Here is a 20,510-nt window from a genome sequence, read left to right on the forward strand (position 1 = left end):
GCGCCATGAGGCCGACTACGGTGGAGACCCCGCAGGCCACCCCCCGCCACACCTGCATCAGCACCCGTTCTGCTCCCCCAGCCAGAGCTCCTCGACCTTCCACTGGCCGTCAGACAGGGTGACCGTGGCCGTGTACAGCCTCGTGTGCTCTTCAGAAGGGTCGCGGGGAGGATGGTTCACCAGGGTCCATTCGGTGTTGTCCATGCAGTCCTCGACCACAACCGTCGGTGGATCGCCATCAAGTTCCATGTCCGCGACCTTGGGACGCAGCACGGGTTCTCCCGCAGCCGTAGCACCGTCCAGCATGTCCGTGGTTAGCTGCAACGCCTGCCCTCGGGCATACGTCTCCAAATCTGGATGGTCGGTGGCCCCTTCCAAAAACGCGCCCGTCATAACCCGCATCATCCCGAGATAGGCGTCCACTGCCTTCTCTTCGACTGGCGGGCTGGCGGGTGCCGCGAGGGCAGGGGGCGTGCGCGTCGACTCGCTGACGGGATCGCTCTCCTGTGCCGCACATCCCACCAGGGCCACCGCTGTTACCGCCGCCCAACCCACCGCAGGCACGCGCATGCCTCACCGCCGATTCCTCACCGTGCGCGGCCCTGACACCACGCTTTCGAGGAGTGACACTAGCCACACATAGAGTCACCGCACAACCGTTTTCCAAGTACTCTCAGTAACGAAAAATGTGGGGAGGACCACCGGGTTCTGATGTCGCACGCCCTAACCGCACAAACACGACGGCGGACAAGCAACAGGGGCTGCCTCCGCAGGGAGACAGCCCCGAAATCGCGGCCCGAGCTCAGGCCACGGGCACCCGTTGTGCTTCCCACTGACGTATCAGTCCGGCCAGTTCACCCCACTCACCAGAGGCGCTCGAAGCGGCGGCCTCGACGGTGGCACTCGGCGCGGGCTTTCCCCGGTGGAGGTCGTGGGGTGCCGCTCGTCGCCGCTCGGCTCGTTGGCGGTACTCGTGCGCGACCAGGTACGGGCGCACCGCGCGCGCTCCGTCGTCGTCCACGCACCAGCCGAACTCCGGCAGTTCGACCGGGGCGTCCGGCGCGGCTTCCTCCCTGCCCTCGGCGATGAGGACCTGAGTCCGTTCCGTATGGGTACGCCTCGCCTCGTCATAGCGACTGGTCCACTCCGGCTCACGCTCCGGACGTGAGGGACCGGGGTTCAGGGGTTCCCGTCGCGGGGGCGGCTTTCGAACCTCCGGCCGCGCCGAAGTCGGTGGCCCGGACCTCACCCCGATGATCGCCGCGAGCACCGCGCCGACGGCCCACCGCGCACGGCCAGCCCACCCTCGTCGGCGCCTGCGGTGCCGACCCGTACCATGACTCATAGATCTTCCTCCTGGCTGCTTCAGGTGGGGGATCGCGCCTCGGGTGGTGTTCCAGCACCTCCGGGGCGCATTTCTCTTGTCGGTTCTTCTCGCGTGCGAGGTCCGTTTATCGGTGCGGGGCGGGTGTCAATGGCCTCGCAGGGGCGTACGCCCCTGTCCGGCTGCGCTTCCTCACCCCGCCCGGTACGACCTTCCGGTGTGGCTAACCGGTTTCCGCGCCTGTCAAGGCCCGGTCGGGGCAAGACGCCCCTGCAATACGGGCAGGCATAATAAAAACCCCTTTTCGGACATGCGAAACACTAAGGACGAATGGGAATGGCGGCACTCGCGCAAGCCGAGCGGCGGTTGTGATGTTTCCGCATGCTCGCGAGAAGTTTCAACCCGTTCCGCTCGGAAAAGTCATGGCGGCCAAAAAAAGGGGGGCTGCGTGGACATGAGTGCCCACACAGCCCCCAGCCGCCCACAGGCCCCCGCACCGGCCCCGTGCGCGTCTCCTACCGGGTTGCGCCCGCCCCTGGTGGGGCATGTGGTGGCCGGTGATTGTGTCGATCAAAAGCAGGAACGCTTGTTCACGCGTTTGCGCAACAGAGCCCATCTCTTCGGCCCGCAGATGGCGATGAAGTTCAGCGACATCCCCACAGGCCCCCGCCGATCTGAGGAGCCTGCGCCGACGCGCCCACCATGAGACCCCCTTCATCGCCGAACGTTCTCGCCGAACCGGCACAACCCTGAACACGCCCACGATGTTGAGCTGCGTGACCCCAAAAGTGAAGAGAATCACTACCCTCGGTGACGCCCGTTGGGATCACCGTGACGGTTAGGGTGCGGCGTATGCCCAAGATCAACGCTGCCCGCCTGCATGCCCCCGGCCACCCACTGCAGGTCGAGGAGGTCGACAAGCCCGTTCCCGGCCCCAAAGAGGTCCTGGTCAAGGTCGCCGCGTGCGGCCTGGTGCCCAACTCCTACAACGTCGTCAACGGCCGCACCCCCTTCACCCTGCCCGACTTGCCAGCGGTGTTCGGCCTCGATGCGGCCGGGACGGTGGAGGCCGTGGGCGAACACGTCTTGGGTATCGAGGAGGGGGAGCGGGTCTACGTAGACCCGCACATGACCTGCGACACTTGCCACCAGTGTCGGCAGGGACGCCAGGACCTGTGCGTGCACGGGTGTCTGCGCAGCTACATGGCCACGAACAGCGACGGTCGTCTGCTCAACCAGAACCGGACCGGCGGGCTTTCGGAGTACCTGCTGGCCCCGGACGCGCGCGTGGCCCGCCTGCCGGAGTCGATCGACCTGCTCACCGCGGCCCGGTTCGGCTACGTCGGCACCTCGTTCGGGGCGCTGTGCAAGGGGGACCTGAGGCCGGGCCAGACCCTGCTGATCAACGGGGTGACGGGAACGCTCGGGGTGGCCGCGGTGGCGATCGCCCTGGGGATGGGAGCGACGAAGATTCTGGGGGTGGGGCGCAACCGGGAGCTACTGGCGCGGGTGCAGCAGATGGCTCCGCACAGGGTGGAGACGGTCTCCTCCGAGGACGGCGTGGACCTGGCGGTCTGGGCGCGGGGACGCACCGACGGTACGGGCGTGGACGTGCTCTACGACTGCCTGGGCGTGGGCGGGCAGGGCAACTCCACCAACGCACTGCTGAGGGGGGTTAGGCCCGGCGGGTGCGCGGTCCTGGCTGCGGGCGGGGTCGAGGGGCAGATCAGCCAGAGCTACGCGGAGGTGGTGGCGCGCGATGTGCGGGTCCTGGCCTCCAACTGGTTCACCTCCGGTGAGGTCGACCAGATGATCGCGATGATCGGCGCCGGGGTGATCGACCTGTCGTTCCTAGAGCACCGTCCCTTCCCCCTGGCGCAGGTCAACGACGCCTTCGAGCTCGTGGGGTCGCGGCCGGGCGGCTTCGCCAACGTGGTGGTCCTGCCCGCCTCGCAGGAATCCTCGGTGAGCGTGTGAGCGCACGGAAGCAGTCAGGGGCGCCGGAGGTCGGTTAGGCCTGAGCAACGAGACTTGAGTTCTAGTGGTCGTGGTGGGCGATCTACTCGCCTGTCATAAGACGACCAGTTCCGAGGCGTGCAGCATCACCCTCACCGTCCGCCTGATCAGGTGCACCGGCACCGAGTAGCGATTGGTACGCACTCTGATCTGACTGTGCCGGTCCACTCGCAGCGAGAAGGGCGTCCGGTCTCGAATGGCTCGTCGGCCGGCGTGCCGAGCAGCGTGCGCTCGCTGGCGAAGTGCTCACCGATGGTCCGGGTGCGCGAGCAGATCCACCGGGCCTCGGGGATGCGGTGCACGGCCTTGCCGGAGTAGGACAGGCGCAGGCTGAACAGGTAGCTCGGCCTGGGACTGCGACGGCATCGGGTTCCCCTACACAGCGGGCAGCACATTGACGCTCCCATCGCGAAGGGTTCGGTGTGACTGAAACTCATCGACACGCTAGGACGATGACCAGGGGTGTTACCCAAAGTCATCGACAAACGTTGCCGCTGAACACGAACAGAATCAGGCCAGTCAGCCCGGCCGCACAGCTGCGACGAACCGGCTGCTGTAGTAGTCGCCGTCCACCGGTTCGACACGGATGGCGGTGCCGGTGCGGGGTGCGTTGACCATCTGCCCCTCACCCACGTACATGGTCACGTGTGAGGGCGAAGCGCCGCTTCCCGTGTCGTAGAAGAGCAGGTCGCCCGGTTGGAGCTCATCAAGCCCGACACGAACACCGGCCGCGACCTGGTCGGTGGTCACCCGCGGGATCGACACCCCTGCCGCCGCCCACGCCTGCATCGTCAGCCCTGAGCAGTCGAAGGCGTGCGGCCCCGTTCCACCCCACAGGTAGGGCTTGCCGACCTGGGCCAGCGCCCACTCCGCCGCCGCCCGCCCCTGCTCGCTACCGGCACCCGAACCCCCCACCAGCAACGGTGCGGTCTGCGCGGCGAGTTCCGTGTACTCGTCGATGTGGGCTCGCACCTTCCTCACATAGGAGGCTGAACCGTTGTAGCGCAGCAGCGCCGCTTCGAGGTCGTCTTCGTCGGTGAAGTCCACATCCGACGCCTCCGGGTCGCTGACGCACAGGTACACCGCCGCGCTCCACGCCGCGTCGAAGACGTTGTGCGGGTCAGCGACATCGTCACCGGACGCGTCGAGGCCGTGGGAGGCCCAGGTAGTGGGGATGAACTGCATCGGCCCCACCGCACGGTCGAACCCGTCGTCCCCGTCCCATGCCCCCTCGTCTGAGTCCCCGTGGGGCGTCGTGTTGCCTCCGGCCCCCGACCCGTCCAGACGGGGGCCGAGGATCAGCGGATTCACTCTTCCGGAGGAGGAGACCTCGCTTCCGTCGGCATGACCTGACTCGACCTTCCCGATCCCCGCGAGCACGGGCCAGGTCATCCCCGTACACCCCGGGCGCTCCTCCTCCAGGCGCATGGCGGCCTGGGCGTAGGCGAGGAGCACCGTGTCCGGAATCCCCTCCACTCCGTGGGGTATCCCCGCCTGGTGTTCACCGCTCCCCAGCGCGCCGATGAACACCGGCAGAGCCAACAGGAACCCTCCTGCCGCGCCGATCGCGGGGCGGATCACTCCTCACCCTGGCCGGAAACGGGGTGGCGGCGGGCGATGTCCACCAGCCGCAGCGGATCCTGGGGACCTGAGGGATCCACCGGCCGCCATACCGCCTGATCCGGCCCCCGTTCGGCAAGCCGAGCGTGGGTGGCCAGGTAGACCACGACCCGGTCGGAGACGTCACCGGCCAGCTTCGCGGCGAGGTTGTCCTCCCGCTGGTTGGAACGGACCGAGAACAGCACGATGGACTGCAGTTCACTGTGCCGCGCCAGGTTCGCGTACCCGATCATCTTGCGGCGGACCGTGGACAGGGATTCGGTGCCGGTGTCGTACTCGAAGAAGGCGTGCAGAACGCTCTCCCCCTCGCTCCAGCGCACATAGGCGTCCGGACGGATGTGGACTCCCCACCGGCGTGCGCACTCCCGCTCGCCGTACCAGCGCACCAGGTTTCCTGCGCTCCGTCCCGCCTCGACGAAGCGGACGAAGCTCTCGGCGAGGCCCTGCACGTGCCCCAACCGCATCGAGTACGCCAGGCGTACCGCTTGGTCCTGGTGGAACCCGAGGTCATCTGTCTGGACTTCGCGGTGGTGGGCCAACAGCTCCGCACCCGTGGCGGCCAGGATCCAGTGATCGGGGAGTTTGCCCCACGTAGTATGCCTGCGGAACCGGTCCAGCACCCCGTAGCGGAACAGAACCAACAGGCGCCGACGTGCCCGACGTGCGTCCGCGTCGGGAAAGTGCACCCGGGCGATCTGGTGTGTAGTGAGCGTCTGGTGGTCATGGACGTCGGAGACGATCGCCATGTCGCGCGCGGTCAGCCGTGTCATCAAGGACAGCGGCGTGTGTTCGCGTTCAGTCATCCAGCCTCCCCTCATCGGGATTTTGCGACGATGCACCGGAGGCGCTGAGCCCCGCCCCGTGACGCCGTGCCGCCACACGGGTCTGAGTGGCCCGTCCCGCGATCCCCGGCGGCAGCGGGCGAGTGCGCGCCGTCGCGGCCCCCTGTTCCTTCGCCCCCACCAGCGGACGGACCACGGCCTGGTAGGCGCCCAGGTGGGTCAGGTCGTAGGCGCCCAGTACCGGCAACGTGTGCTGTTGCAGGCTCACCGCGTCGTCGGGTGAGGCGGAGAAGTACACTTTCGTCCGCGCGTTCGCTGACACCGCTTTGCGCAGGTCGGCGGGGAGCTGGCCCAGCTCCTGATGAGCGAGCGTCAGTCCGAGCCGGTAGCCGCGGGCCTCGGCCAGCATGTCCTCCAACGAGCCCGGAAGGTTGAGGAAGTTCTGGCACTCGTCCACGTACGCGCACAGGTCCTTGCGCTGGTGTTCGGGGGTGTGGATGCGGGCGGTCACCGCCTGCCAGGTCGCGGCGAGGGCGAAGCTGCCGATCAGCGAGCTGGTGTCCTCGCCCAGGCGTCCCTTCGGCAGCCGGAGCAGGACCAGATGGCCGGTGTCGAACAGGGTCGGCAGGTCCACCGTGGAAGGTCCCGACGCCACCACCTGGCGCACCCACTTGCGCAGCAGTGCGGTCCGGAGCTTGTTGAGCACCGGCCCGGTCACCGCGCTTCGGGCTGAGACCGTCAGCCCGGCGTACCAGCCCCAGAAGTCCGCCAGGGCCTCGTCCGGGCCGGTGTGCGCGGCGACCTTGGCCAGGGTCTCGGCCCGAAGCGCGTCGTCGGCCAGCAAACGCGGAACATCACCCAGCGTCAGGCCCGGGTCGCCTGCGCGAGTCAGGGTGAGCGTGGTCGCCCGCAGGATGTCGTCGGTCCTCGGCCCCCAGTACTCGGCGTAGATCCTGCGAAAGATGCCCACCACGGTGTCGCTGGTGAAATCAGGGTCGCCGCCTTGGAGCAAGTTCAACCGGGGCGGCGGCGCGTTGTCGTCGGGATCGAACAACACCACCTTGTCCACCGCGTGCTCGGGCAGGCGGGCGAGAACGTCGGTGACCAGGTCCCCGCGCGGGTCGATCACCAGCCCCGCCCGACCCGCCTCCGCGTCCTGGAGCACCAGGTTGGCCAGCAGGGTGGACTTGCCCGAGCCGGTCTTGCCTAGGACGTGGGTGTGCTGGCGTGCTTCGACCACGCCCAAGGCGATCGGGCGCCGGGTGCCGGCGTCGCTGTCTCCGACCACCCTCGTGTTCTCGCCCCCGCGCGGTACCGCCGGAGCGGGTGCCGCTGGCCGCGCACCAGCCCGGGTCAGGCCGGGGACGGTGGTGTCGGTGGGCAGGTGTGCGATCCCGGCCAGCTCCGTAGTGGAGAGCAGGAACCCGTAGCCGAGGAACCGGTGGACCAGCCACCAGGAGGGCCGGATCATGAAGCGTCGGTCCAGGTGGTTGGTTCCGGAGGTGAACGCTGCGAATGCCGAGGCCACCCCGTGTGCCCGTCCCCGCAGGCGTTCCTTCGCGGCTTCGCCGCCATGGGTGGTGGTGAGGACGTAGGCGGCATCGCACGCCAACCGGGGCGAGGACGCCTTGGCCAGGATCGCTCGCACGTCGTCATTCGTCCCGGGAAGAACCGGCGGTCGGCTGCGCGTGGTGCCGTGAGTAGTGGGGTCCAGGGCGTCGACCAGGTATGTCGCCATTCCGGAATGACCGTGCAGACGGGCCGCTGCCCGGCGGGCCCGCGCCGCCCGCCAGCCCGTGGCCGGGCGTGCGGTCACGCGCACCAGAGCGTGCTCGCCTTCGACCAGGTCCTCCAGTGCGCCCAGAAGCGGTCGGGCCGGGTCGTCGTCGAACTTGGTTCGCAGCGGGAACGCCTCGGCGCGGCCCAGCCGGAGAAGACCTCCGGTGGTGTAGGTCCCTGCGGGAAGCGGCGACTCCTCGGGGGCGAGATGGCGGGTGGAGGTGGTAGCCCCGGGCCAAGCCGAGGAGACCGCGCGTTCCACTGTTCCCGGCGGTACCGCTCCTGGCACCCACACCTGGAATCGGACTCCGGCAGCCGAGGCGACGATTTCCAAGGCCAGGTGGGGTTGGAGCAGCCACCGTGACCAGCGTGGTTTGAGAAGCCCCAGGGTGTGGTTCCAGAATGCTGTGGCGTTCTCCAGACTCGCGTCGGGCGGGGGAAGGATATCCACCACTCGGGCGTCTCGGGACAGGTAGCGGTGGCGGGCCAGGCGAGTCCCGACTAGAGCAGCGCAGACCAGTCCGCCGGTCAACGGGATCACGCCGAGGAGGACGAAGAACCCTCCTCCGAGCAGGAAATCGGCCATCACGCCACCTCCTCGTCCCCGGCCGCACCGTGGACGGAGGCAGAGCCAGGGCCGTCGCCTCGGGACTCGTCCTCGTCCAGTTCCTGTGCCCTCATAGCCGCGATTTCGGCAGGATCAGAGGTGATCAGCCGATGTTCCACCGGTGAGGCGATCGGGTGGAAGCCGACCCTCTGGTGCCCGGCGACCAGTAGCGCGGAACCTCTGGGGGCGGTGCTGACCAGATGGGTCTCTCCGGCTGAGAGGTGGAACGCCTCGGTTACCCGGTCGAGGTTCTGCGGGGCCTGCTTGAGCAGGATCTGGGTAGCGGCGTTGGCGATGACCACCCGCCCCAGTTCAGTGCCGAGTACGTCCCCGACGTCCTGGGTGATCAAGGTCAGCCCCGCCCAGTGCTTGCGTCCGGCTTTAGCGAGCCGGGCGAGGTAGCGGGCTGCGGACGGGTCCTGGAGCAAAAGCCAGGCCTCGTCGACCACGACCATGCGAGGCCTTGCGGGGTCGCTCGCGGTGATGTGTCGCCAGATCGCGTCCAACGCCAACAGCACCCCGACTGACCGGATTTCGTCCGGCAGGTCCTTCAGTGAGATCACCGTCAAGTGACCACCGATCCGCGCGGCGGAGGCGCCATTGAACAGGGTGGCGTGCGAGCCGTGAACGAAGGGCTCCAGGCGGTCCGCCAGCTGCTGGGCGGCGCGAGCGGTCTCTTCCCCCGTGCCGGGGTCGGTCGCGGTGTCCTCCAGCGCGGCGGCCAGGTCGGCGAGTACCGGCGCGGGCCGGGCCCAGGTGGCGGGGTTCCGCGTGATCCCGGCCCCGGCGTAAGTGGCGATGATCGCCCGGTCCAACACCGACTTGTCCATAGGGGACAGCTCACCGACCATCGCGGTGATGAGGGTGTGCAGGAACAGCGCCCGGCTGGTGAATGTCTGCCCGTCCTTCTCCGTGCCGGGATCGGGGAGAGCGAAGGGGTTCAGCCGCCCTTCCGGGGTACCCAGACGGATGGTCGTGCCGTCCACGGCTTCGGCCAGGCGCAGGTATTCGCCCTCGGGGTCGATGACAGCGACCTCCACTCCGACCAGCAGCGACCGCAGCACTTCGAGCTTGGCGAGGTAGGACTTGCCCGCCCCCGAGCGGGCGAGGATCACCGCGTTGTGGTTGTCCAGGCCGCCGCAGAACCGGTCCCAGGCCACCAGCCCTGAGGAGTGGGTGTTGGTGCCGTAGACGACCGTGGTCTCGCCCAGGTCGGCGACCAGCTCGGGTGAGGTGAACGGCAGCAGGGTCGCGGCGGCGTCGGTGTCCATCGACCGGCCCATTCCCAGCGCGTCGGTGCCCAGCGGCAGTGTGGAAATCCACCCCTGGAGTGGACGGAACGTGGCCGGAACCGCGTCCACCAATAGCGACGAGCACAGCGCACGCACCTGTTGGAGTTCGGCCTCCAGAGTCTCCAGGTCGGGGGCGTGCACGGTGACGTAGACCGCCACTCGGAACAGGCGGCCCTGGCCGGTTGCGATGCGGTCGGCGATCTCGGCGGCGTCCATGGCCGCCGTCACCTGGTGCGGGTCCTGCACCCGCCCCTGGGACGTGCTGGTGCGCTGGGCCGACTCCAGGCGGGTCCGGCGCTTGCGCAGCCGTGCGGCGGCGGTGGGAGCGGGCACGGGTTCCAGGTGGAAGGAGATGTCGAGCTGCCCGGGGTAGGTGAGCAGGGGTTCGGCCCACCCGGCGGCGACCTCGCGCGGGTACCCGGTAACGGCGAGGGTCTGGCACACCCCGCCCTCGACCTCCAGGTGACGCGCCCCCAGGTGGATGGTCGGACCGCCCAGCGCGTGAGTTTCGGATCGCGCCCTCAGCCTGCGGGAATCCATCAGTGCTGCTCCTCGTACTCGTCGTGTCCGTCGGTGGCCCCGGTGCCCACGAGCTCGCAGCCAGTCGGCGCGGGGTCGGTGAGGCGGGTTCCCGGGGCGGTCATCGACGCCCGCAGGGCGTCTGCGGCTTCGTCTGCGTCCAGAACCTGGGTGCGGATACCCAGGGCAGCCAGGCGATCCGCGGTGTCGGCGGCCCTGCGCAGCAGAGCAGGACCCGCACGGCGGGCGGCACCGGCCGCGGTCACCACCACCAGCACCTGCTGGTGGGACAGCTCGTGTGTGGCGGTCAGCTCGTCCAGGAAGTCGGCGTGCGCCATCGCGGCCTCGGCCAGCGCCGGGTGCGGCAGGCGGGTCGCGTTGTCGCGCAGCATCGCGGTGAACTCGCCCAGGTCGGCGCTGCGACGCTGGACGAGGATCTGTACCGGTTCGACCAGGGCGTCCAGCGCTCCGGCGAAGGCGGCCAGCACCTGGTCCTGTTCACGCCCGGAGGCGAGTTGGAAGGGCAGGGTGGTGCAGGCGATCATGACCGCGCACCGGCCGTCCAGGTCGACCACTCCTTGCGGAGAGATCGCTGAGGCCGGAAGTCGCAGCGGTGCCAGCCGTGGGCCGCGCCGCAGCCGGGGCGCCCAGCGGGGCAGCGCGGGGACGTGCCCTGAAGGTGCGGGGACCAGGTGCTTGGGTGCGCGCGCCCAGGCCAGGGCACTGGCCGCGACCTGCTCCAGGCCCCGGCCGTCGCGCTCTCCCAGGGCCAGGGCGACGGCCGTGCCCAGGACGGGGGCCAAGGCCATCACGAACAGCCACAGCGGCACCGCTTCCCGCAGGAGCAGGTAGGCGCCCCATGCCCCCGCCAGGACCGGGGTGATGATCAGGCACTGGCGTGCGGTCAGGTTGAACAGGACCGGTTCGGGCCGGTCGATGTCGGCGGGGATGCGTCCCCGCCACGCGGACGCCTCGTCGGTGGTCACACGGTTTCCTTCCTCATCCGGGGATCACTTGGTGTCGCGGTCGGGGCGCGGAAAGAGTCCGTACTGCTTCCACACGCGTTTGGGGTTGGGAAAGAGCGCCCGCTGGCCCTTGACGTGCGGCGGCTTGCCCCAGGCCAGCGGCGGCATGTCGGGCAGGTGGCGTAGCCCTGCCGAGGGTCGGGGTGCCGGGTCGGGCAGGCCCAGGCGTTGCACGGCGCGGCGGTCGGGAACGCGTACCGGCGGCGGGGTCGGCAGGACCCCCTGGCGCCATCTGCGCTCGGGCGGCGCGGAGGGCGCCGACCGGCCCGGTGGCGGAGCCGGGCGCGAAAAGAGGGCCTGTTGGCCGGTCCTGGGTGAGCCGGGCATGTGGCCCACCTCCAGTTCGCGGCGCACCGCTGCGGGCGGTGCCGGGCGCGGTGGCGGGACCGGCGGCAGGGCGCGCGGTCCTGTCAGCGCGAGCGAACCGCGGGCGCGGCCTCCCGGCCACGGCGGGCCACCTGTTCCCCCGGAGGGCCCGCCAACGGGGCCGACAGCAGGCCGGAGCCCTCCTGGCCCCGGATTGGAGTGGCCGGGTCCGGGTCCGGGCAGCGCTCGTCGGCCTCCTGAGCTGAGGGCTCCGGCCACTTCAGGCGGGTCGTGGCGGGCCCGGTACCACCACGCCTGAGGTTGGCGGGGTTGCAGGCCCGAGGCTGGCTTGGGCGTGTAGCGGGGCAGTGTGCGGCCGGGCGTGCGCGGCGAGAAGAACTGCCACTTCAGCGACGACGCCGGAGCGGACGGCAGACGCATGCTGCTGACCGAGCGGAACGCCATCATCCACGCGATGTTCTTCAAGATCGCGGCGATGGGCGAGGTACCCGGGTTCGGTTGCCAGACCAGCTTCATCACCCAGGAGCCGATCCGAATCTGCACATACAGCAGGACCAGGAGCAGCATGATGTTCATCAGCCACCCCGCGTCCCCCACCTGCTCGTCCCCGGACGCGGTGGTCTGGCGCAGCGATCCGAAGATCGTCATCTGCCCCTCGAAGAACAAACGGGCCATGGCGATGAACACGATCGACTGGGCGATCGGGATCGCGCACAGGCCCGCCATGGACTTCCACCACAGCTCCGCGATCCGGTTGGTCTGCGGCAGGGCGTGGAAGATCAGCAGCATCGGCGCGGCGATGGTCAACACGATGGCCATGCAGATGCGCACCGCCTCGGTGACCATCCACACCACCAGCAGCACCACCACGACCACCAGGAGCAAGATGCTGAAGACCAGCGCCTCCTCCAGGATCACCTCCATGCGGTCGCGCAGGTTTTCCGCGGCCTCGCGTGCGTTAATGCCCTGGGCCCCGATGGCCGCGGAGATCTGGTTGGAGGCCCGGATCATCTCCCGGGCCGCCCACAACGAGAAGTTCGAGGCCACGAAGGCGAACACCGCCCTGGGCAGGATGTCGGCGGCCGAGTAACGGCTCTGCACCGTCTGGTAACCCATGGCCACAATCCCGCCCGCCACGATGAGCAGCACGAAGAGCGTGTTGCTGGTGGTGAGGATGCCGCCGTGCAGGGCCTGCATCCCCTCGGTCGGCTCCGGGGTGTGGAAGGCCTTCTCGGCCAGCCATCCCAGGGCCGGGTTCAGGCCGGACACGACGAAGTCGGCGAACCAGTTCGACACGTGACAGCCCGGATCGACCAGACCGCAGTCGAAGACGTCCGCGTCGGCCTCCACCTCCACCGGCACCTCAGACTGCTCCCGCAGCGGCGGCTCGTCCTCGCGCGCATCCTGCGGGGGTGGGAGCGGGTCGTCGGTGATCTCCGGTTCCGGAGCCGGTGCCTCCTCCGGCCCGGGTTCGGGTTGGGTCCCGGGGTCTTCGGGTTCCGGGAGCGGGTCGTCGGAAGGGGTCGGTTCCGGGCTGGCCGGACCCCGTCCCCACGGCGTGGGGCTCACTCGCTGGCCCCGCCCACGCTGACGACCCATTCCACGATGTCCATGAGCACCGTGGCCAGGATCGCGATGCCGTAACCGACCGCCGTTCCGGTCAGGGCGCGCTTGGCGCCGTCGATGGCGCCGACCTCACCGTTGGCGGTCAGCCACCGCACCGCCGCGATCGTCAGGAACAGCGTCCCCAACGCTGAGGCGAGGGCGATGATGACCATGCGGATGCGGTTCACGACCTGGCGCAGCTCGGTGGTCTCCTCCTCAGCCGACTCCGCGGTGGCCTCGGCCGCCCACACCCACGCCGCGTCGTCGCCCGCCACCACCCACCACACGGCCGCCCCGGCGGCGGCAAAGAGCACTACCGCCCACCGAACCACGTGCTGTCCCGCCTCTGAAGCTGCTGTCACCTGTTCCCCCTCGACGTCCTCGGCTCCCGGCCGGGCACCGGGCACCCGGTGCTGTGCGCCGGGGCCCAGTGCCCGTATCTGGTCCCCTAAGAAGCCACCGGCAGAGGCGAATGCGACAACGACTTCCCAGGAGTTGGCACAGCCGTCAACAGCCGCAGAGCCGCACGCTCGCGCACGTGCGGAACTTCGAGACGGATGAGGGCGTCAGCGACCACCACCTCACCCGCGTGCACCGCCGCTACCAGCCGGGCTTCGGCACGCTCACGGCGCTTGGCCAACGTCTTGTAGGGCACCTCGGCCTGCTCCGCGACCTCGGCCAAAGGGACGTTCTCCAACCTGGTCCGGGCAATCAGGCACGCCTCCGCCCGCGAGAGGACACCCACCCGCACCGCGGACACCAGCAACAGGTCCGGGCTGGCCTGAACCCCCGAATCGAAGTCCTCCTGGCGCCCCGAGTCCTCGCTTGGGATCGGCGCCTGCCGCTCGTGCCTGCGCGCCGAGAGCGCGACGCGGTGCGCGGGCCGGGTCAGGTACCACACCAGCCGGGCGTAGTTCAGGTTGATGGTGCGGACCCGGTGGACCACCTCGGACACGATCGCGGACTCCACCGCGTCCACCCCGTCCGCGCTCAGGCCCCGGCATGTCCTCCCAGCCGTGGACCGCAGAACGGGCATGCACAGCCCGAGCGCTCCAACCATCCAGTCCTGGGACAGGCGGGCGGCGCGGATGGTGTGCCGCCAGACCGCGTCGCGCACCTCGTGCGGGGTGCCCTCATCCATCAGGACATCGCGCAGCTCGTACAGGGAGTAAGTGCGGTCCCGGAGCCAGGGGTGGACGTCGGTCCCCCGCAGGGTCAGGTGGGTGGGTGACAGGCGAACGAAGCCGGTCTCAACGACTGCCAGCGGTGACGGTGCAAAAACCACGGATGCCCCCTCGGATACGAGCGAGAAATGACATCCGAATTGAACACGGTGGTGTTCTCAGGCAGGGTTCAGAGCGGTTTCACCGCGTATTCAGAGGTCGCTCAGAAGGTGCTCAATTCAAGGGAGTGAAGGTAAAGGATCAGCCAAGGACGTACGCGCGAGGAGCTCACGAGGCCTGCGCGTCACCTCTAGTGAACCCACTCTCACCTGCGCATACGTCAGAGTGAGCAAGCAGTGAGCGCCATGCCAGAGCCGTGCTCACCAGTAGGATGACCAGAAGGTAATAATTTTTCCAGAACACGCGCGACCGCAGAACTCAACCGTGAACACTCTCAAGCCGGAGGGCTCTTGGTGATGATTTTCCCTTGGGGGTATGGGCGTAGGAATGGGGCGGACTGGATTTTTTAGTTTCGGTGGTATGCCCTGGTTCGTCAGCAGTTTGGCTGTACATCCAGGACCGCCTCCGCCCCCTGGCCTCTCGAGGAAGGTTTACTTCCTTTGGGGCTGTCGAGAGAACACAGCGCTGAGGAACGCGCTCCGCTCCCCGCCAGGGAGGGGCAGGTAGCCAGGCCCCGCTTCTGGGTGTCCCTGACGAGGACCGCCGAGAGTGTCGCGCCCCACCGACCGATCAGGCCTGCTCGGCTTCACCTCCCCGAATCTGACATGGCACGACCGCCTGGGGGAGAGCGGGAGGCGTAGAGTGCCTTGCGTGATTCGTGATGCGCTCGAGCAGAGGACCTTGGACGCGGCCCTGGCCGATGTCCGCCGAGCCGAGTGGGAGTTCGACAACGCTCGTACATGGCTGGAGAAAGCCAGCCAGGGTGTTTTGGAGCCTTTGTCCGCAGAGGTGTGGGTCACTGACCCGGGTTTCAGTCACGTCCTTCTCGTCCGGCACCGTTGGCGAGGCTGGGTGCCGCCTGGCGGCAAGGTCGAGACGGGTGAGACTCCTCGCGAAGCGGCATCCCGGGAGCTTCTGGAGGAGACAGGCGTTTCAGGGAGACTGCTTCCGCTACCGGCTGCCGCCTGCGTCCGCTCCTACCGTTCGGACTGGTCGCCCACGCTCGGTCTCTCGTACGTCGCGATCATCGATCGCAGCCTTCGCCTAGGTGGGGAGGCAGGGCAGCCGTCTGCCTGGATTCCTCTGGAGGACGACTGGCAGAGTGTCTTCCCGGAGGATTGTGATCGGATACGCCGACACGTTCGGCAGCTCTCACGAGCCCATGCTGTCAGCGCTCGCTGACTCGGAGGAGAGACAGCGCCTCGGCGAACGGTAGCCCTCGACCGCTGGACGTGGCTCTTCAGCCGTCGCGTGGGAGTGCCTCAGCGACGACAACGAGCCAGCTCGTCACGTTCGGCTGATGCGGGTCGACCTGAACGTAGGCCTTCTCCAGGATGTCCATACGCTGCTGGTGCGTGAAGGCCCCTTCTGGTCTTGCGAACAGCGGGACCGACAACCACGCCCGTTTCTCTTCCATCGTGCTGCGGTGGGCGACGACATCCGCGTCCACGACCGTGAACCCGGCCGCGCGCAGTTGTCTCTCGACCAGTTCGAGAGGCAGTTTGGGCGGTCCGAGCGCTAACCGCGGCGGCGTGTACCCGTAGTCGCGTGCTGCCACTTCGCGGATCAGCGCAGTGAGTGACGGTCCTGTACGGGCCTTCTCCTCATCGGGATGAGTGACTCCAGCGAATCCGCCACCGATGTTGAAGCCGAACCGGCCACCGGGCCGGAGCACTCTCCTGACCGCATCGAACGTAACAGGTGTGTTCGTCTTCCAGATCGCGGAGTTGCACACGACCGCGTCGACCGATTCCCTGATGCAGTGGGACACCTCTTCAGCCCTAGCGGTGACCTAGGCGACGCGCGGATCGCGAACGGTCTCCTTCCCGACCTGTTGCATAGCCGCGGAGTTGTCCAACGAGATGACCCGGGTGTCTGGGAGAGCGGCTTCGAGTATCGCCTCGGCGGTGATGCCTGTGCCCCCGCACAGATCCACCACTAGGCGGCTGTCGGTCAGGGAAGTCCGTTCGACGAGGTGACGGCTCGTAGCCCCGTACATCGGGAACTGGCGCGTGAACGCGGCGTAGAGCTCGGCGTTGGCTCTTTCATCCCAGCCGAGTAGGGCGTCCTGTGCGGACATGGGGTCCTTCGCTTTTCTGGTCGTGGTGCACGTCTCAGAACAGTGCCGCCTGGACGGCGACTTCTGGTGACGAGAAGTCGCCGAGCGCGATTCGGCGGCCCTTGAGCGTGCCGAGGTCGAGCACGTAGCGCATGCTGTCGGTTTCACTGAGCCGGGCCAGGGCCTGCGAGCCGATACATGCCTCTACGTGGAAGCCGTGCTCGCCCTTTCGCAGATCGTGGGGGTAGCGAACCCGTTCTCCCGGCCTGCGCAGTCCGTAGCCCTCGGTGGGAGGCGACCACTGCTCCAGGGCAGGATCCGTGCCCAGGCCCGCAAGAAGCTCAAAGGTCCGCCGCGTGGTGTGCTCGTGTGCGTCTCGCGCTTTGTCCAGTGAACGGAGGTCGGCCAGGGCTGCGAGCTTGGCCGCACCGCGCATGCTCTGGGCCACGTCGAGATGGCGGGTGACGGCGTCTTCTAGGTAGCGGACGGATCGGCCGTTCTCGCTTCTGCCCAGGTAGGTGGCGAAAAGCGCTCCTTGTTCGTCGAGACGGGAGCGTTTCCTCCACTCGGCCGCGGTCCCGACCTTGCTCGTGCCGTCGGCGAATGTGGCGATGTAGAGCCAGTGGGGCTGGGACATGTACCGCGCAAGCGCTGGTGGACCGTGGCCGCTCTGGTGGAACTGGTGGGCGAATCGGAACTCGTCCTCCTGAGCGCACTGAACGCACTGGCCATTCTGCACGGCCCCGCTCTGGTCGGGGCAGGACACCGGTTCGACACGGCAGGGATCAACGAACCGGAAACGGCCGGTGCAGTGGCGTTTGGTGCTGGTGATGCGCAGTCCGAGCCACTGGTCCATGAACTCCAAGGGCACCAGCGGGCCGGAGCCGGCGGGGGCAAGCAGCAGCCGGGGCTGGCCACTCGACCACGTCACTCCATGGCAGACGTACTCACTGGTTGAGGGGACGCTCATCGGCACTCCAGGTGTATCCACGGGGATGTCACGCTCATGCGAAGGTGAGCCCGAGCCGTTGTTCCAGGAATGTGGTCGCTTCCTTCAGGACCGCTTCGCGGCCCTTACCGGTGACGTCAAGGAGCAACCAGCCGCCGGACTCCTGCTGGCTGCACAGCTGGGCCAGAACGGCGTCCTGGTAGCGGATGAAGTCGGCTTCATCGTTCCCGGAGTGTCCGGCCTCCAGGGAGGTGAACTCGCCCTTGCGCCGTAGCGTCTCGGCCGCGCCGATCCTTAGGAACAGGATCAGGTCGGGCTGAGGAAGGTGTGCGAAGACCTGTTCGGCCAGACCTGCGGGAACATCAGGGTTGACCGCGTAGCGGGCGAGGAACTTGTGATGGGCGTTGTCCAGCACCACGTGCGTGCCCGCCCGGAGCGCGGGTTGGATGACGAGCTGGTCCTGCAACGTGTACCAGGCGGCGAGCGCCAACAGCCAGTAGTGGTCCCCGCACTGCTTGGCGACCTGCGGGTTGCGCCGGTAGACGAGGGCGTTGAGGGCGTCGGTGTACGCCGACAGGGCCGGGTCGTGGGGAACGTCGGTCGTGTGCTTACCGACGAGGATCGTCTGATGCCCGGCAGCGTTGAGTCCCTCGTGCAGCGCGGCGGACAGGGTGGACTTCCCTGCGCCGTCGATGCCCGTCACCGTGATCAGCCGTCCCCGAGAGGGGGCAGGGGTGTGCGTCATAACCAGGTTCCTCCTGTGGGTTGGTCAGCGCTCAGCGGCCAGGCGCGTGGCGATGATGGCGCGGACCCGTTCGACCAGTTCCGCGCGCTGGCGGATCACCTGGCGGTGGCGTTCATTGGACAGGTCTTCGGGGTAGTGGCGGGCGAGGTTGTTGGAAACCACGTGGAGGTAGCCGAAGCTGATTCCTGCGGTTTGCGCCGCCGCGCCCATGGGGCCGATCTCCGGATCGACGAACGCGTGTCGGGAGTTGCGGGAAAGCCAGTCGCGGTTCTCCAACAACACCGACGACGAGGTCACGTGTACCCCGGTCAGGACGTCGTGCTGGTTGAGGGCGGTGGAACCGAAGAAGTCGCTCCACGCCACGGGGACGCCTCCGATCAGGCTCACGTTGCCGGTGGCGAGCCGGGTGTTGGGGACGACCGCGGGGTCCAGGGCGCCGACCTTGCCGACGTAGACGACATCACCGGCGCCCAGCGTGGCGAGCCGGGCAACGACGCGGCCCGCGACGTCTCCCCAGATGCTGTGCAGGAAACCCAGGTACAGCACACTGCGCCCGCGAACCCGGGCGCGCTTCCAGGCATACCCCAGGCCGTAGTTCCATGGTCCTTCGGTAGGGGCGAGGTGTTCCAACCCCCAGCCGACGATCACGAGGTCGCCGTCGAGGTCGAGTGCGACCTGGTCGACGGCCTCCTGACAGGACTCCGGGGTCGGGATTCGGTAGGTGACCCGTCCGGCGTGTCGACCGACCATGTGCAGGTAGGTGGCGATGATCAGGCCGTAGTGGTGGACGTAGTCGGTGCCGGGGAAACACCTGATGAGGAGTTCGCGGCCACAGGCCTCGGCGGTGGGACGCTGCCAGTTGAAGAGCTTGCCGGGCTTCTCGAACCTGCTGATCACGCGAGCGCGGTTGTATCCGCCGATGACGTGGATGCGTTCCCAGTCGTGCTCCTGGACCAGGTGGTGGACCTTGATCCGCAGGTAGCGCAACAAGCTGTCGACGCCCATCGTGTGCTGGCCCACCTCGATGGGTGCCGCTGGTTGAAGGGTTCCCGCTGCGTTGGTGAGGGTCTGGTTCGGTGCGGTGTCGGTCATGCCAGCACCTCCGGAATCCGTACCGGGCAGTTCGCCGCCTGGCGCACGGTGGCGATGTTGTCCCGGATCAGGGAGAACCGGTCCTCGGGGATGACGCCGAGGTCGTCGACGCGTGGGGTCTTGGGCTTGTCGTAGGGGCCGCCAGGCAGCATCCGGATGCCCATCGCACCGAGGATGACCGGTGCGGCCCCGTCGACGGAGGAGATCCAGGTATGTTCGCGTTGCTCGGTGAGTTCCAGATGCCCGGTCCGGCCGAGTCCGAGCAGCCGGTAGAGACGGCGGTCATCGACCAGGCCGTGGTCCTCGAGGTAGCGCGTGGCCGTGGTTCGGGTGCCGCACAGCTGGTTGTCGGAGTCCACGCGTCGGGATGCGGGAAGGGCGATGGCGTCCACGTAGTCACTGGAGGTGAAGTGGTCGTAGCAGCGCAGCCACTCCTCATCGTCACTGGCGTGCACGACGGCGCAGAGCTGGAAGTCGTCCGTGATCCGCCTGATGTGGGTGGCAGCTGTGTCGCTGGCCTGAACAGTGCCCGGCCCGTCACGCATCACGTCGGGCAGGATGATCTCCTCGGCTCCCACCAGGCGGGCCGCCCGGGCCAGCGCATCGGCTGGTAGCGCCCGGCCGAGGTCGAACACGCCGTTGTCGATGATGACGCAGGCCCCTCGGTCGGCTTCCTGACGGAAAAAAGCGCGGTAGGCCGCATCCTGCAGGATCCGTTGTGCGGCCACGTGGTGGACGGTCGGCGGGTCCTGGGCCACGAAGTCGCTGAGGTAGGCGGCCGGGGCGATCGCGGAGAAGGTGATGCTCATGGCTGTTGTCACTGCCGCCTCCCCATGGTGGACGGTCCGGTGAAGGCCAGGAAGCGCTGTGACAGGGTCGGGTCGGTCTCCAATCTCCCCTGGGACAGCACGGTGGTCGTCTGGGCCGACTCCATGCGCACACCGCGCATGCTCATGCACAGGTGCTCACCGCGCACCACTGCGGCCACGTGCTCGCTGCCCGTCGCCTCACTCACCGCGCGGAGGACCTGGCTGGTGAAGCGTTCCTGGACCTGAAGACGGCTCGCGCACTGGCGTGCGATGCGTCCGAACTTGGACAGGCCGAGCACCCGGCCGTTCGGGACGTAGCCGACGCAGACCTCCAGATGCATGGGCAGCAGGTGGTGTTCGCACAGCGACCACACACTCATGTTCCCGACCACGATCAACTGTCCGCCCAGGTCGGTCTCGGCGAAGCTGGCCGAGTTCGTCGCGGAGGATTGGCTGAAGAAGTCTCGCCACCACTGGGCGACTCGGAGCGGGGTGTCTCGCAGTCCCTCGCGGTCGGGGTCCTGGCCCAGGGCGAGCAGCAGTTCGCGTGTCAGTTCAGTGACACGGGCCGAGTCCACCGAGCCCGTGACTGCGGAATCCGTACGCGCTGCTACTGG

General features: G+C 68.2%; 19 protein-coding genes. 2 read left to right on the forward strand and 17 right to left on the reverse strand.

Annotation, left to right across the window (positions count from 1 at the left end):
* Positions 1 to 57: 57 nt before the first annotated feature.
* Complete coding sequence (locus PV789_RS27440; protein ID WP_274975207.1) at positions 58 to 423, reverse strand: hypothetical protein; 366 nt, start codon at positions 421 to 423, stop codon at positions 58 to 60.
* Between the two features lie 1,753 nt (positions 424 to 2,176).
* Between PV789_RS27440 and PV789_RS27445 the strand changes: the two genes are divergently transcribed.
* Complete coding sequence (locus PV789_RS27445; RefSeq protein WP_274975208.1) at positions 2,177 to 3,301, forward strand: alcohol dehydrogenase catalytic domain-containing protein; 1,125 nt, start codon at positions 2,177 to 2,179, stop codon at positions 3,299 to 3,301.
* 93 nt (positions 3,302 to 3,394) lie between these two features.
* Here the strand turns inward: PV789_RS27445 and PV789_RS29915 are convergent, their stop codons facing one another.
* The 9 genes from PV789_RS29915 to PV789_RS27485 form a co-directional block, all read right to left on the reverse strand.
* Complete coding sequence (locus tag PV789_RS29915) at positions 3,395 to 3,508, reverse strand: Mu transposase domain-containing protein (protein ID WP_498048337.1); 114 nt, start codon at positions 3,506 to 3,508, stop codon at positions 3,395 to 3,397.
* Positions 3,509 to 3,859: 351 nt separating this feature from the next.
* A complete protein-coding gene (locus PV789_RS27450; protein WP_274975209.1) occupies positions 3,860 to 4,882 on the reverse strand; it encodes a C40 family peptidase in 1,023 nt (340 codons plus the stop codon).
* A gap of 35 nt (positions 4,883 to 4,917) precedes the next feature.
* Positions 4,918 to 5,763, reverse strand: a complete 846-nt coding sequence (locus PV789_RS27455) for a replication-relaxation family protein (protein WP_274975210.1) — start codon at positions 5,761 to 5,763, stop codon at positions 4,918 to 4,920.
* Positions 5,756 to 8,107 (reverse strand): type IV secretory system conjugative DNA transfer family protein, encoded by a 2,352-nt coding sequence (locus PV789_RS27460; RefSeq protein ID WP_274975211.1) that lies wholly within the window; start codon positions 8,105 to 8,107, stop codon positions 5,756 to 5,758. Before PV789_RS27460 ends, PV789_RS27455 begins: the two co-directional genes overlap by 8 nt.
* Positions 8,107 to 9,960: a VirB4 family type IV secretion system protein gene (locus PV789_RS27465; RefSeq protein WP_274975212.1), complete on the reverse strand. Its 1,854-nt coding sequence runs from the start codon at positions 9,958 to 9,960 to the stop codon at positions 8,107 to 8,109. The genes PV789_RS27460 and PV789_RS27465 overlap by 1 nt, the downstream gene beginning before the upstream one ends.
* Positions 9,960 to 10,925, reverse strand: a complete 966-nt coding sequence (locus PV789_RS27470) for a PrgI family protein (RefSeq protein WP_274975213.1) — start codon at positions 10,923 to 10,925, stop codon at positions 9,960 to 9,962. Before PV789_RS27470 ends, PV789_RS27465 begins: the two co-directional genes overlap by 1 nt.
* Positions 10,926 to 10,949: 24 nt before the next feature.
* Positions 10,950 to 12,653, reverse strand: coding sequence for a YML083C domain-containing protein (locus PV789_RS27475; protein WP_274975214.1), 1,704 nt, complete (start codon positions 12,651 to 12,653; stop codon positions 10,950 to 10,952).
* 203 nt (positions 12,654 to 12,856) lie between these two features.
* Positions 12,857 to 13,258: a hypothetical protein gene (locus PV789_RS27480; protein ID WP_274975215.1), complete on the reverse strand. Its 402-nt coding sequence runs from the start codon at positions 13,256 to 13,258 to the stop codon at positions 12,857 to 12,859.
* A gap of 86 nt (positions 13,259 to 13,344) precedes the next feature.
* Positions 13,345 to 14,181 carry a sigma-70 family RNA polymerase sigma factor gene (locus tag PV789_RS27485; protein WP_274975216.1) on the reverse strand — a complete coding sequence of 279 codons (837 nt, stop codon included), beginning with the start codon at positions 14,179 to 14,181 and terminating at the stop codon, positions 13,345 to 13,347.
* Positions 14,182 to 15,028: 847 nt separating this feature from the next.
* Here PV789_RS27485 and PV789_RS27490 point away from each other — a divergent pair.
* Positions 15,029 to 15,421, forward strand: a complete 393-nt coding sequence (locus PV789_RS27490) for an NUDIX domain-containing protein (RefSeq protein ID WP_274978267.1) — start codon at positions 15,029 to 15,031, stop codon at positions 15,419 to 15,421.
* 58 nt (positions 15,422 to 15,479) lie between these two features.
* Here the strand turns inward: PV789_RS27490 and PV789_RS27495 are convergent, their stop codons facing one another.
* Genes PV789_RS27495 through folE form a run of 7 tightly spaced genes read right to left on the reverse strand, consistent with a single transcriptional unit; the run spans position 15,480 to position 20,471 of the window.
* Positions 15,480 to 16,010 carry a class I SAM-dependent methyltransferase gene (locus tag PV789_RS27495; protein ID WP_274975217.1) on the reverse strand — a complete coding sequence of 177 codons (531 nt, stop codon included), beginning with the start codon at positions 16,008 to 16,010 and terminating at the stop codon, positions 15,480 to 15,482.
* 21 nt (positions 16,011 to 16,031) lie between these two features.
* Positions 16,032 to 16,319 (reverse strand): class I SAM-dependent methyltransferase, encoded by a 288-nt coding sequence (locus tag PV789_RS27500; RefSeq protein ID WP_274975218.1) that lies wholly within the window; start codon positions 16,317 to 16,319, stop codon positions 16,032 to 16,034.
* A 34-nt stretch (positions 16,320 to 16,353) separates the two neighbouring features.
* Positions 16,354 to 17,268, reverse strand: coding sequence for a DUF2797 domain-containing protein (locus tag PV789_RS27505; protein ID WP_274975219.1), 915 nt, complete (start codon positions 17,266 to 17,268; stop codon positions 16,354 to 16,356).
* A gap of 34 nt (positions 17,269 to 17,302) precedes the next feature.
* Positions 17,303 to 17,992 (reverse strand): dTMP kinase, encoded by a 690-nt coding sequence (locus PV789_RS27510; RefSeq protein WP_274975220.1) that lies wholly within the window; start codon positions 17,990 to 17,992, stop codon positions 17,303 to 17,305.
* A 24-nt stretch (positions 17,993 to 18,016) separates the two neighbouring features.
* Positions 18,017 to 19,084: a hypothetical protein gene (locus PV789_RS27515; RefSeq protein WP_274975221.1), complete on the reverse strand. Its 1,068-nt coding sequence runs from the start codon at positions 19,082 to 19,084 to the stop codon at positions 18,017 to 18,019.
* On the reverse strand, positions 19,081 to 19,905 hold the full coding sequence (locus PV789_RS27520) for a hypothetical protein (RefSeq protein WP_274975222.1): 825 nt from the start codon (positions 19,903 to 19,905) through the stop codon (positions 19,081 to 19,083). The genes PV789_RS27515 and PV789_RS27520 overlap by 4 nt, the downstream gene beginning before the upstream one ends.
* A complete protein-coding gene (gene folE / locus PV789_RS27525) occupies positions 19,902 to 20,471 on the reverse strand; it encodes a GTP cyclohydrolase I (RefSeq protein ID WP_274975223.1) in 570 nt (189 codons plus the stop codon). Before folE ends, PV789_RS27520 begins: the two co-directional genes overlap by 4 nt.
* Positions 20,472 to 20,510: the final 39 nt, after the last annotated feature.

The organism is Nocardiopsis camelliae (genome assembly GCF_028993595.1).
GTDB lineage: Bacteria > Actinomycetota > Actinomycetes > Streptosporangiales > Streptosporangiaceae > Nocardiopsis > Nocardiopsis dassonvillei.

What these genes read in the sequence shown, in the direction of transcription:
- PV789_RS27445 (WP_274975208.1), top strand. Translation starts at nt 2,177, where the DNA reads ATGCCCAAGATCAACGCTGCCCGCCTGCATGCCCCCGGCCACCCACTG.
- PV789_RS27455 (WP_274975210.1), bottom strand. Translation starts at nt 5,763, where the DNA reads ATGACTGAACGCGAACACACGCCGCTGTCCTTGATGACACGGCTGACC.
- PV789_RS27460 (WP_274975211.1), bottom strand. Translation starts at nt 8,107, where the DNA reads ATGGCCGATTTCCTGCTCGGAGGAGGGTTCTTCGTCCTCCTCGGCGTG.
- PV789_RS27465 (WP_274975212.1), bottom strand. Translation starts at nt 9,960, where the DNA reads ATGGATTCCCGCAGGCTGAGGGCGCGATCCGAAACTCACGCGCTGGGC.
- PV789_RS27500 (WP_274975218.1), bottom strand. Translation starts at nt 16,319, where the DNA reads ATGTCCGCACAGGACGCCCTACTCGGCTGGGATGAAAGAGCCAACGCC.
- PV789_RS27505 (WP_274975219.1), bottom strand. Translation starts at nt 17,268, where the DNA reads ATGAGCGTCCCCTCAACCAGTGAGTACGTCTGCCATGGAGTGACGTGG.
- PV789_RS27510 (WP_274975220.1), bottom strand. Translation starts at nt 17,992, where the DNA reads ATGACGCACACCCCTGCCCCCTCTCGGGGACGGCTGATCACGGTGACG.
- PV789_RS27515 (WP_274975221.1), bottom strand. Translation starts at nt 19,084, where the DNA reads ATGACCGACACCGCACCGAACCAGACCCTCACCAACGCAGCGGGAACC.